14 protein-coding genes and 2 pseudogenes are annotated in these 12,470 nt (G+C 33.7%); all 16 read right to left on the reverse strand.

Features of this window, described 5'->3' with window-relative positions; all coding sequences use genetic code 11:
- Window positions 1-11 precede the first annotated feature (11 nt).
- The 16 genes and pseudogenes from PWK10_RS14650 to PWK10_RS20085 all read right to left on the reverse strand — a co-directional run bounded on the left by PWK10_RS14650 (window position 12) and on the right by PWK10_RS20085 (window position 12,463).
- Window positions 12-1,528: pseudogene (locus PWK10_RS14650) on the reverse strand (xylose ABC transporter ATP-binding protein).
- A gap of 81 nt (window positions 1,529-1,609) precedes the next feature.
- A complete protein-coding gene (locus tag PWK10_RS14655; RefSeq protein WP_274766558.1) occupies window positions 1,610-2,623 on the reverse strand; it encodes a sugar ABC transporter substrate-binding protein in 1,014 nt (337 codons plus the stop codon).
- A 183-nt stretch (window positions 2,624-2,806) separates the two neighbouring features.
- Window positions 2,807-4,390: a substrate-binding domain-containing protein gene (locus PWK10_RS14660; protein WP_342455810.1), complete on the reverse strand. Its 1,584-nt coding sequence runs from the start codon at window positions 4,388-4,390 to the stop codon at window positions 2,807-2,809.
- A gap of 61 nt (window positions 4,391-4,451) precedes the next feature.
- Window positions 4,452-5,039, reverse strand: coding sequence for a hypothetical protein (locus PWK10_RS14665; RefSeq protein WP_274766559.1), 588 nt, complete (start codon window positions 5,037-5,039; stop codon window positions 4,452-4,454).
- A gap of 227 nt (window positions 5,040-5,266) precedes the next feature.
- Window positions 5,267-5,557 (reverse strand): response regulator, encoded by a 291-nt coding sequence (locus PWK10_RS14670; protein ID WP_274766560.1) that lies wholly within the window; start codon window positions 5,555-5,557, stop codon window positions 5,267-5,269.
- Complete coding sequence (locus tag PWK10_RS14675; protein WP_274766561.1) at window positions 5,551-5,703, reverse strand: hypothetical protein; 153 nt, start codon at window positions 5,701-5,703, stop codon at window positions 5,551-5,553. The genes PWK10_RS14670 and PWK10_RS14675 overlap by 7 nt, the downstream gene beginning before the upstream one ends.
- A 2-nt stretch (window positions 5,704-5,705) precedes the next feature.
- Window positions 5,706-5,954: a sensor histidine kinase gene (locus tag PWK10_RS18960; RefSeq protein ID WP_342455811.1), complete on the reverse strand. Its 249-nt coding sequence runs from the start codon at window positions 5,952-5,954 to the stop codon at window positions 5,706-5,708.
- The gene (locus PWK10_RS14680) at window positions 5,951-6,229 is read right to left on the reverse strand and encodes a histidine kinase (protein WP_274766562.1); all 279 of its coding nucleotides are present in this window, start codon (window positions 6,227-6,229) and stop codon (window positions 5,951-5,953) included. The genes PWK10_RS18960 and PWK10_RS14680 overlap by 4 nt, the downstream gene beginning before the upstream one ends.
- Window positions 6,230-6,255: 26 nt before the next feature.
- Window positions 6,256-6,507 carry a HAMP domain-containing protein gene (locus PWK10_RS14685; RefSeq protein ID WP_274766563.1) on the reverse strand — a complete coding sequence of 84 codons (252 nt, stop codon included), beginning with the start codon at window positions 6,505-6,507 and terminating at the stop codon, window positions 6,256-6,258.
- Between the two features lie 154 nt (window positions 6,508-6,661).
- Complete coding sequence (locus PWK10_RS14690) at window positions 6,662-6,874, reverse strand: hypothetical protein (RefSeq protein ID WP_274766564.1); 213 nt, start codon at window positions 6,872-6,874, stop codon at window positions 6,662-6,664.
- Window positions 6,875-7,158: 284 nt separating this feature from the next.
- On the reverse strand, window positions 7,159-7,485 hold the full coding sequence (locus PWK10_RS14695) for a substrate-binding domain-containing protein (RefSeq protein WP_274766565.1): 327 nt from the start codon (window positions 7,483-7,485) through the stop codon (window positions 7,159-7,161).
- A 40-nt stretch (window positions 7,486-7,525) separates the two neighbouring features.
- A complete protein-coding gene (locus tag PWK10_RS14700) occupies window positions 7,526-7,849 on the reverse strand; it encodes a substrate-binding domain-containing protein (RefSeq protein ID WP_274766566.1) in 324 nt (107 codons plus the stop codon).
- Between the two features lie 346 nt (window positions 7,850-8,195).
- A complete protein-coding gene (locus PWK10_RS14705) occupies window positions 8,196-9,608 on the reverse strand; it encodes a peptidoglycan-binding domain-containing protein (RefSeq protein ID WP_274766567.1) in 1,413 nt (470 codons plus the stop codon).
- A gap of 179 nt (window positions 9,609-9,787) precedes the next feature.
- Window positions 9,788-10,750: an FAD:protein FMN transferase gene (locus PWK10_RS14710; RefSeq protein WP_274768306.1), complete on the reverse strand. Its 963-nt coding sequence runs from the start codon at window positions 10,748-10,750 to the stop codon at window positions 9,788-9,790.
- Between the two features lie 188 nt (window positions 10,751-10,938).
- Window positions 10,939-12,188: pseudogene (sstT, locus tag PWK10_RS14715) on the reverse strand (serine/threonine transporter SstT).
- A 194-nt stretch (window positions 12,189-12,382) separates the two neighbouring features.
- On the reverse strand, window positions 12,383-12,463 hold the full coding sequence (locus PWK10_RS20085; protein ID WP_446715386.1) for a hypothetical protein: 81 nt from the start codon (window positions 12,461-12,463) through the stop codon (window positions 12,383-12,385).
- Between the last annotated feature and the right edge of the window lie 7 nt (window positions 12,464-12,470).

A 12,470-nucleotide genomic window follows, 5' to 3' on the forward strand; every position in this document is an offset into this window, starting at 1 on the left:
AACAATGCCTCCTAATTCGTTGCAAGTTCCATTATTTTTTCTTGGGTTGCTTCTTCTATAGGCAGTTCACCAACCATTCTACCTCCCGACATTACATATACTCTGTCGCTCATTCCTAAAATTTCAGGAAGTTCAGATGAAATCATTATTATGCTCATTCCCTTTTCAACAAGCTGATTCATGAGGGTATATATCTCATATTTTGCACCAACATCAATACCCCTTGTAGGCTCGTCTAATATAAGGACATGGGGTTTTACAAAAAGCCACTTTGCAAGGGAAACCTTCTGTTGATTCCCGCCGCTAAGGTTGCCAACCTTTTGTTCAACGCTTGGTGCTTTTATCCTTAAAGACTCTTTATATTCATTGGCAACTTTAATCTCCTCATTTTCATTTACAAACCCGTTTTTGTAAGTTCCTTAAGGTTTGTAATTGAAATATTGTTTCTAATATCATCTATTAGGATCAAACCATTTCCCTTTCTATCCTCTGATACGTAAGCAATTCCAGCTCTTATTGCATCCTTTGGTTTTGTAAATTTCTTTTTTGTCCATTAACATAAATTTCACCCTTTAACCTATAACCTTTGGGATTTCCAAATATGGACAGAGCAAGCTCTGTTCTCCCTGCACCCATAAGTCCAGCTATTCCTACGATTTCACCCTTTCGAACGTTAAACTCAACATCCTTTAGGATTTGTCTTCCTAGATTAGGATCATAAGCGCTTAAATTTTTTACCTCAAGGACCTTCTCTCCAAACTCCTTTTTCTTTCTCTTAGGATAAATATCCTCTATTTCCCTTCCGACCATATGTTTTATTATTATATTTTCGCTTATCTCATCCTTTCCAACTTCAAGGGATGAAATCATCTTACCATCCCTTAACACTGTAATTGAATCCGCAACGGATATAACTTCCTTTAATTTGTGGGAAATCAATATACATGTTACTCCATGCTCTTTTAACTCTTTAATTAATTTTAATAGGTTTTCGCTGTCATCCTCATTTAGAGCTGCTGTTGGCTCATCTAAAATCAAAAGCTTTACGTTTTTGAAAGGGCCTTTGCAATCTCAACAAGCTGCTGCATGCCAACCCCAAGGTCCTTAACCTTTAGTGTTGGATTTATATCCAGCTTAACCTTTTTTAGCATCTTTTTTGCCCTTGCTATAGTTTCATTCCAGTCGATGAAGTTTCCTTTCTTTATTTCATGCCCCAAAAATATGTTTTCATATATCGTAAGCTCAGGAATCAGTGCAAGTTCCTGATATATCGTAACAATTCCAACTCGTTCACTATCGTTTATACTTTTAAATTTTTGAGGCTTTCCATCGAATATAATTTCTCCCGCGTATTCTCCAAAAGGATAAACCCCACTTAATACCTTCATGAGGGTTGATTTCCCTGAACCATTTTCTCCAACTAAGCAGTGAATCTCTCCCTTTTTACCCTAAAGTCAACGTTATCTAATGCTTTAACTCCTGGAAATGTCTTTGTTATATTCTTCATCTCTAAAATGTATTCACTCATAACACCAAACTCCTTGAAATGACATTTAATTGATTAAGAAATGAATAGTGATAGCATAAACTATCACTATTCATATTTGCATTATTGTATTCCTGTAAAGTCTGAAGCATTATAGTAGCCTGAATCTATTAATGCTTCCTTTACATTATTTTTATCAACAACTATAACTTCTGTTTGCTTTGCCTTAACATCAATCTTTCCGTTGTTATATGTTCCTGTTGTTTCTGGTTCTTTTCCTTGGAGTAAATCCTTTGCCATTGCTATAGCATCCTTAACAAGAGTTCTAACATCCTTGAATACTGTCATTGATTGTTTTCCATCAATTATATACTGAACTGAAGCCTTTTCAGCGTCTTGTCCTGTTACTACATAGCTTGTAACATCTTTATCTGCTGCAAAGGCATCTGCAATAGCACGAGCTGTTCCATCGTTTGGTGCAAGTATAAATACATTACCCTTATCTTCCTTCTTAGCAGCTGTTAAGTTGTCTTCTGCTCTTCTCTTTGCTTCATTGAAATCCCAGTTTGTTGTAATCTGGCCTATTATTCTTGCCATTTCATCACGAGTTAATTTTGGCTTATTTTGAAGAGCAACAGCTTCGCTTGAGTTCTTTATAACGAATGTTCCATCAGCAATCTTTGGCTGCAAAACATTCCATGCACCTTCAAAGAATAGGAATGCGTTGTTGTCTGATGCTGCCCCTGCATAAAGATAAAGTGGATTTCCTTTTCCCTTTGCTTTATCTACAAGGTATTGTGCTTGAGCTTCACCAACTGCAATGCTATCAAAGGTTACATAATAATCAACAGCGTCGGTATTAGTTATCAATCTGTCATAGGATATAACCTTTATTCCTTCTTTTTTAGCAGCTTCTGCTGCAGCTGCAGCTGCATTACCATCATGTGGGCAAATTATAAGCACTTTAATTCCCTTTGCAATTAAAGCATCAACATTTTCCTTTTCCTTTGCTGAAGATCCTTGGCTGAATAAAATTTCAACTGAATAATCGGTATCCTTTAGAGCTTCCTTAAATCTTGTTTCATCCTGAACCCATCTTGGTTCATCCTTTGTTGGCAATACTATACCAACATCCACCTTTTTGTTCCGCAGGATGTTAGTCCTAGCATCATCATTGCTAACATAAAAAACGCAATGATCTTTTTCATTTTTAACCCCCTGATTTTTAAATTTTTTGATTATTAATTCTATTAAAATTATTGCACAAATGAAGATGCTTGTCTCTGGACCTATTTGCAAAGTTTATGCATAAATTAGCTATTATTCAAATTTAAAATTTTGAAGTAGTAATTTTTGTAGTAAAAAATTGCAGTCAATAGAATTTTCTATTGACTGCCATCCTTTTATATATACTTCTTCCTTTAAATGGAATCCGTCCTTTATTATCGTTTCCTCAATGTTGTCCTTATCAACAGGAATTGGCTGCAAAACATAATACGGAACATAGTATTTGCCATCAAATATTTTCCTTTCTATATTTAAAGGTTCCTTTTTAACAAGTTTTATGGCCATTTCAATCGTTGCCTCTGCTAATTTGTCAATAGGCTTATAAGCCGTCATAAGCTGAGTTCCCTCAACAATTCTTTGGCATGCCCAAAGGTCAGCATCCTGTCCAACAACATAAACCTTCCCCATATATCTGTGTTCCGATAAGGCTTCAATTGCCCCCTCTGCTAAGCTATCGTTCCCTGCTATTATTCCATTAATTTTAGTGCCCCTTTGAAGTTCTTTATCAATAACACTAAAGGCATATTCCTTTAGCCAGTTTTCTGCCCATTCCTCCTTTATTATGTTTATTTTCTTAGCTTCAACATAGGGCATTAATATCCTGTCATAACCCTCCTTAATCATTTTTGTGTTATAGTCATTAGGAGCTCCATTGACAATAAAAATATTCCCCCATTTTACCTTTTTTAACAACCATAAGGCCATGAGTTCTCCAACCCTTACGTTGTCAAAACTTATATAAAGATCGACATTTGAATTCAAAACAAGCCTATCATAGGAAATTACAGGGATCCCCCTTTCCTTTGCCATTTCAACAGCTTTAGAGGCTTTTTTATAGTCATTAGGAACTAATATAAGAATATCTATACCCTGATCTAATAGATATTTAACTTGCTTTAGCTGGTCCTGATCATCGTTGTTGGCATTTTGAACTATTATCTCTGCCCCTAATTCTCTTGCCTTTGTAATTAAAATGTCTCTGTCCTTTATCCATCTTTCCTCCTTTAATGTCCCAAGGGAAAAACCTATTTTAATTTTGTTATTATTCTCAGAATTAGATCCATTAGATTGTTTTAAATAAAAATCAGGTTTATAAAGCTTTATAAAAATAAAAGAAAGTTCAATAAAAAGAATAACAACCAATATAACTGTAAGGGTGTTTTTTAATATCCTATCCTTAAGCAAGATTATCCCCCTTACATTTCTTGAAAGTCTATACTCTGTTGGCGTCATTCCTGTCACCCTTTTGAAGGCCTTGCAATAATAATTTGGATCGCTGTATCCTATCTGCTGACAGATCTCCTTAATGCTTAAATTTTGATTTATAAGAAGCTGCATAGATTTTTCTATCCTAAGCTCTGTTAAATATTCTATAAATCCCTTACCTATTTTATCCTTAAAGATTTTGCTTAAATAATGGTAGCTCAAATTGACGCTTTTTGCTATATCATGTAAAGATATATCCTGATGATAATTTTTATTTATATACTCTAAAACCTTTGAAACAATTCCATCTATATTGCCGTTTTTGAATTTTGAATTTGATAGGCTAAATCGGATAAAAATTGCAGAAATTGCATTCTTAATTCGATTCCATTGCTTATCTTTAATAAGGATAAAATAACTTTTTGCTTAATGTCACTAAAATTATCAATCCTTTGGGAAACTGCCCTTTCTATTAAAAAACTAGTTCTATTAATTTTGCCTTTATCCTATCGATATCTTCTAAATAAATACTGTTAAGCCAAACAAATATCTCTTTAAAAATCTCATGGGCTTCGTTAAAATTCCCTGTAATTATTGAGTTCAAAAACAAATTTTCAATGTTACTATTATAATCATAGGAGGATTGCAAATTTAATGGTATATCCTCATAATGAATTATAATTCCATCAGTTTTAGTAGCTGCGGCAAGATAAGCCTCACTACAGGACCTTGGGAATCCTTCAAGGTCATAAACCCTTCCTATCCCTATTTTAAACTTTATATCAGTTGATCCCATTAATTTTTCTGTTAGCCTCTTTCCTAACTTAACAGATTTATCCTTTATATCATTTATATTTTCCGCTTCATTAACAGGAATAAAAGCTACTATTCTATCTGACAATGGTCTTCCTATAAGACAATTGGTTAACCCCTTTAACTTTATCTTTAAAAGGTCATAAAAATTTTGTTTGTCCTGCCTTCCCTTAAGGCTCTCTACTTTACCTCTATCCTCAAAGTCAGAAAATAAAATGCACATAGCATAGCCATGTTTAAGATCCATATTAAATATGCCTTCATAAAATTGCACTTCATTTAATGTTCCAACATTAAACATCTTATAAGAAACAAACTGTGCTTCTAGAAAAGGAATAATTTTATTTATTTTATCCTTTAATTCTACTTCTATTAGAAAATTTCTCCTTTTGTTTTCAACAGCAGCAGATAGTTTGCTTATCGTTTCAATTACCTTTGATTTGTTTATAGGCTTTAATAGGTATTCAAAAACTCCTAAATTAAGTGCTTCTTTAGCATAATCAAAATATTCATAGGCCGTAAGTATAACAAAAATACATCGTTATTTGCTGCCTTAATCTGCCTTATGGCTTCTATTCCATCAATTCCTGGCATATGAATGTCCATAAATATGGCATCCGGTTTAAGCTCAATTGCCTTTTCTATTGCTTCTCTACCTGAACTTGCAGTCCCAATGACCTTAACATCTTCAAAATTTTTAGATATTATCATCTTCAGAGAATCAAGCACAAGATATTCATCATCAACAATCAAAATCTTTAACATACCTTCACATCCTTTATTCGTGAATTCCCCTTTGGTATTCTTAATGTTATCTTGGTTCCATAACCCAGTTTACTTTCTATACTTATTAATTCACATCTATCCTGAATATCAAATAAAATCTCAAGCCTTTCCAAAACATTATTCATACCTATTCCAGTAACATGTTTTTTAGATAATCTTTCATCTGTAGCCGATAAAAGTATTTTTGTATTGTATCTTCATCCATTCCCATCCCGTTATCTATTATTTCGATTATTATATTTTCTTTCATAGATTTAACATTTAGGTGTATTTCGCCAGGCCTTTCTAAATTCTGAAGCCCATGGACATAAGCATTTTCAACTATTGGCTGTAGGGTTATTCTTGGAACTTTAACATCGAGTGCCCCTTCATCTATATCGCTAAAAACTCTATCCTATTTCCAAACCTCATTTTTAATATTCCCATATAATTTTTCACATGCTCTATTTCATCCCTTAATGGAACTAAATCATCTATATTTTTTAAATTATATCTAAAAAGCTGTGCTATATTTTCAATAAATTCTGAAGCTTTATCAGAACCTTCTATCATAGCAAGCTGAGAAGCTGCATTTAAAGTATTAAAAAGAAAGTGGGGATTTATCTGAGATTGTAAAAACTTAAGTTCTGCCTCCTTTAAAAGGCTTGCCATCTTTATATTTTGGAGTTCCTGTTCCTTTAATTTTTTTTCGACCTCAGCTTGTTTTTTAGCTCATTTATATAATTTTTAATGCTGTCTACCATTTTAATAAATGCACCTGCAAGTATATCCGTTTCATCTCCTGTGTTTGGCTTGTAAATTTCTATGTCAAAGTGCCCTTTAGCTACCTTTTCTGCCGAATTGGAAAGGTCGGATATGGGCTTTGTAAGCCTATATGTTGACATAATAGCTATATATAAAGATAAAAAAATTGATATTATTATTGTCAAAAACTTAGATAAGTTACAAAACTCATATTCTTATTTATGTTTTGATATCTTTCTGATTCTGTTTTAAGTTTGCTGTCAAGAAGTTTGTCATAATATTGATTTATATATTCACTTATTTCTATTGAACGCTGAAAATTTGAAATATATCTGCTGCTTATCCTCCCCTTTTAGCAAGGACGGCTTTATCCGTTTCCCTTAAAAGTTCATCAAGCATATTGCCGATGTCCATTAAAATAAGAAGCTTATTATCATATTCAAGAGTCCTGGAAATTTGATTTGAAATCTCCTGAAGTCGATTATAATAATTATAGTAATTAAGAAGGTTTTCGGATGATGCTGTTGTTAGATATTTTTCAAGCTCCGTCATAAGTCCATTTATGTTATACTTTAGTTCATTTAAGTATATATAATCGTTTATAATGCTATTTGTATTGTTTATTACAACCTTTGCAGTATAAAATGAAAAAAACTTGTGCTGGTCAAAAGGAAAATAGTAAAAAGGAAATAAATTATAAGTCTTTTTCTAATTCCTAAAAACTTAAATATCTCCTTGTTCATATAAACTCTCCCACTTTCGGTATTTATTTCTTAGCATTTCCTTTTTTCTTAAATTAAAAAGCTCATCCTTTGTTATTACCCTTATTTCTGAATCTATAAAGGTCGGAATATTTTTCCCTCTTTTATTTCAACAAGGGCCTTAATACTTTCATATCCCATGTTATATGGGTCACTTGCAACCGTCCCATAAATTATTTCCTTTTCAATATAGCGGGTTATTTCCTCTGAAATCCCATAGCCAACAAGGGTAATTTTGCCAACCATATTCCTATCCACGATAAGCTGCGCAGCTCCTAAGGTATCCGCTGAACTTATTGTGAATATCGCGTTTATCCCTTCATTAGAATCGATTATCTTTTGTGTAATCTCCTCCGCACTTAAAATCCCCATTTTAGATGTGTAATACTTTACAACCTTCATTTCAGGATAATCCTTTATGGTGCTTAAAAACCGTTCATTTTTAGATTGTTTTCAATAGAATCCCCATTGGAATCGCTATTAGAAATAACAGCAACCTTAGCCCTTCCCCTGTAGCTTTAATTAAGAGTAGCGCAGCCTTCTTTCCTATTTCAAAGCTATTTGTTCCAACAAAGGCATACCTTTTGCTTTTATTATTATCGTTTTCAAGGGTTATAACAGGAATTCCCTTATAATAGGCCCTGTCTATTAGCTTTGTAAAATCCTCCGTATTAAATGCATGGGTTATAATTCCATCAACTTTTGCAAGAGTTGCAATATCAATATATTTTAATTCCTCCCGAATGTCACTAAAACGGGGGCACAAAACTCAATGGCAACATTTAAATCCCCTGCAGCTGCTTCTGCCCCTCTTACTACTTCCATCCAAAAGGGATCAACAGTATTTTGAGCAATAAAATAAAAACGATATTTAGGTTTAGAAAATATCGGTTTTATGTCCTTGTTATCAATACTATAGAGTATAACTCCGGCTAATATATTTAATATTATCAATATTAAAATTATATAATTATATAAAAATTTAATAAAATTCCGACTTTTCATCAGATATTCCTCCGCTAATTTTTATATTAATTATACCATACAATAAAAAACACAAAAATAACCCCCACTTTTTTAAAAAGTGAGGGTATATCAATGTATACTAATTATCATCTTGCAGCCTTAGCAGCTTCAACTATTGCTGTTATATATCCATAAGTATCAGCAAGGGTTGCACCACTTACTGCATCTGCCATCTTATCCTTTGGTGTTGATGCAAGGATATTTTCAAGTTCCTTTATTGTCTTTCCATTTACAAATTTATAAATCGCTTCAAAGTTTTTATCAATTGGAACTGTTGATTTTGCCTTATCTTTCATTAACTGTGAATAGTATTCTGCATTTGTCATCTTTGATGCAAGAACCATTCCCTGTGGATAGTTCTTTCCAAAATCAGCATCTGAGTTTGGAACTCCCTTTGCTACGTCCTTGCTCATGTATTGATAATCATCCATGTAGGATGCAACAATCTTGTCTCCTGATACGAATGCTACAGCTAATGTAAAACATTTTGTTCCGTGTGCCGCAAAGTCAACCTTTCCAACCTTTAGATCCTTAAGTTCATCTGTAGTAACTTCAATTTCTGGGCTGTTATTAGCAGCCTTAGCAGCTTCAACTATTGCTGTTATATATCCATAAGTATCAGCAAGAGTTGCACCACTTACTGCATCTGCCATCTTATCCTTTGGTGTTGATGCAAGGATATTTTCAAGTTCTTTTATAGTCTTTCCTTTTACAAATTCAATTATAGCTTCGAAGTTTTTATCAATTGGAACTGTTGATTTTGCCTTATCTTTCATTAACTGTGAATAGTATTCTGCATTTGTCATCTTTGATGCAAGAACCATTCCCTGTGGATAGTTCTTTCCAAAATCAGCATCTGAGTTTGGAACTCCCTTTGCTACGTCCTTGCTCATAAACTGATAATCGTCGATATAAGCTGCAACTATTCTATCGCCCTCAACTGCAGCGATTGCAAATGTAAAGCACTTAGTTCCATGGGCAGCATAATCTACCTTTCCTACCTTAATGATAGCCTTTTCCTTCTTAACTTCATTGTTTGTGCTTGGGTTAGTTGTTGGCTTTGTAGTATTCTTTGCAACATTAACAGGCGCTGGGTTTAATTTTGCCATTGTCTTTGGTCCAACAACACCGCCTGCTTTAAGGCCATGTTTCTTTTGAAAATCCTTAACCGCTGCTAATGTTTTTGGTCCGTAGATTCCATCAACCTTTAGATTGTATCCATATTTGTTGAGCAATGTTTGTAATGTTTTAACATCTTCACCATATGAGTTTAATGCAAGCAAGCGATTAACCTTTACATTTGTTTGTGTAGTAGTTTTTGTTTGAGTAGTTTTCTTAGTTGTGGTGTTAGTCTTTTTAGTATCAGTTTGTGTTTTGTTTTGATTGTTATTGCTTTCACCGCTTGTAGCTGCTGAAACTGCATCAGCTTTAAAGAATTTTGGACCATTGCTTACTGTAAATGAAGATAGTGCAATCATAACAGCAAGGGCAAAGGTCAATACTTTAATGCTTTTTTCATACTAATCCCCCTTACCTAAAATTTAATATTACGAAGGGTGATGAGGTATTGTTTGTTAATTATTAAACCAACCCCTCTACCCAAAACTTAACTTTTCGTAATATCTATCATATATTATAACACAATATGAAAAAATTCCATACATTTTTGTAATTTTTTCTAATTTGCAAGCTTAAACTCCTCATTTGTTATGTTAATTTTACCCCTTAGCCCATCTGTTATATAAACCTTTTTGTCCTTTGTAATAAAAATTGCCTCTACACCTTCCATGCTGTTTACTATTTTTAAACCCTTTTCAATTCCCGCAGCAAATATGGTAGTAGACAATGCATCTGCTACTATCGATTTATCTGTTATTATTGTCGTTCCAACCAAATTGTTTTCTACAGGATACCCTGTTTTGGTATCTAAAATATGATGATACCTTTTACCATTAGCTTCAAAATATCTTTCATAAACTCCCGAGGATACAACTGTTTTATCCTTTATTGGAACAATAGCAAAATAATCCCCTCTTATCGAATATGGGTTTTGTATTCCTATATTCCAATCCCTGTTTTTAACAGGATTTTCTCCCATTGCAAGAACATTTCCACCAAGGTTTATAATAGCATGCTCAACGCCGTTTTCTTTAAGTATTCTGCAAACCTCATCGGCAGCATAACCCTTTGCGATTCCTCCAAGGTCTATCATCATTCCCTTTTTCTTTAGGAAGACCGTCTTTTCGCTATCGTTTAATTCTATATCCTCATAATTTACCAATGGAAGCTTTTCCTTTATTTCATAATCCTCTGGAACCCTGGCATAATCTGTTCCTATATTCCATAATTTAACTATAGGCCCTATTGTAATGTCAAATAATCCCTCTGAAACTTTTCCAAATTCCTTGCCTGTTTTAATAACGTAATAAACATCATCTGAAACCTTGACAGGTTTTATTCCTGAATTTTCATTAACCTCATCAACTTCGCTGCCCTCTGCATTTATCGTCATTTTGTCCTCTATCTCCTTTAATCTTTTAAAGGCTTTTTCAAGAACAGTAGAGTCAACATCATCATATATTTTAATAGTATATACTGTCCCAAGGAAAAAGTCCGTTTTTTCTAGAGGTTCCTGTAGTATTTTAGCTTCTTTTTACAACCAGAAAAAATCAAAATAAAAAACATTAAAAGGCTAAATAAAAAATTCCCTTTTTCATCTCCATCCCCCATTACATTTATTTTACAAATTGTATTTTATCATTAAGAGGGGCTTTGTGCAATTGTTAACAAAAATTAATACAAAAACCCCTGCAAATATGCAGGGAAATTTTATGCCGTTTTCTTTGTATCATATATCTCGATTTTCCTTCCTTCTTTGCGCCACTTTGCAAACTCAGCAGTTGCTGTAAATAGAACGTCTGAAGATGAGTTAAGAGCTGTTTCACATGAGTCCTGAATAACACCCACTATAAAACCTACACCTACAACCTGCATTGCAATATCATTTGGAATTCCAAACAAACTGCAAGCAAGAGGAATTAACAATAAGGAACCACCAGCTACACCTGAAGCACCACAGGCACTTATGGCTGATAAAACGCTTAGGATAAAGGCTGTAGGAATGTCGACCTTTATACCGAGGGTGTTGGCAGCCGCAAGGGATAAAACAGATATTGTAACTGCAGCACCAGCCATATTTATTGTAGCACCAAGAGGAATTGACACTGAATAGGTGTCCTTGTCAAGCCCTAAGCTTTCACAAAGGCTCATATTAACTGGTATATTTGCTGCAGAACTTCTTGTGAAGAAGGCTGTAATACCACTATCCTTTAAACATCTTAATACAAGTGGGTATGGATTTTGACGGATATATAAAAAACAATAATAGGATTAACTACAAGGGCTACAAATAGCATCGCTCCAACGAGAAGAACTATTAATTGTCCATAGCTTAATAGCGCTTGAATTCCATTCGTAGCAATTGACTCGAAAACAAGTCCCATAATTCCAAGGGGTGCAAAGTTAATAACCCATCTAACTATTGTTGATAGTGCATCTGCTACATTAGCTATTATAGTCTTTGTAGAATCAGAAGCATTTCTTAAGGCAATGCCTAAAAGAACTGCCCAGGATAGTATTCCTATATAATTGGCATTGAAAAGAGCCTTTACTGGATTATCAACAAGATTCAATAAAAGCCCCTTTAATACTTCCGTAACCCCACCTGGAGGTGTTAAATTCCCTGCCTCAGTTCCAGACAAAGTTAACGTAACTGGGAACATAAAGCTTGCAAGAACGCCAATAAGTCCTGCAGAAAATGTTCCTACTAAATAAAGAACTATAATCGATTTCATATTGGTCTGATGTCCACTCTTATGCTGTGATAAAGCAGATGATACTAAGAATAATACCAGCATTGGTGCTACTGCCTTTAGAGCACCAACAAATAATGAACCAAAAATAGTAACTGGCTTTGCCGTTTCTGGCATCGTTAGTGCTAATATGATACCTACGATTAAGCCTACAAGTATTCGTTTTACTAAGCTTAGTCGATTCCATTTTTGGATTAGACTATTCATCTTTTCTCCCCTCTTAATAATGTTATAAGTTTGCCACTAAACTATAAGTGGACTTAACAAGAATAATTTTAACATATGTATTTTTGAAATAAAAGTAAAAAATTTTGGAATTTTTATTCTTTTTGTCGTTTTTTGAATATTTATTTTATATAATAATTTAAAAAAATAATAAAACCTCCACAAAATTATGGAGGTTACCATAAATCTCTGCTGGAGGTGGATATCCCTACTGCTCCGCTGGAGAGGGCATTTTCTATATCGCTTTTATCTAAAATTAATCCC

This window comes from Caloramator sp. Dgby_cultured_2 (assembly GCF_028872215.1).
GTDB classification, from domain to species: domain Bacteria; phylum Bacillota; class Clostridia; order Clostridiales; family Caloramatoraceae; genus Caloramator; species Caloramator australicus.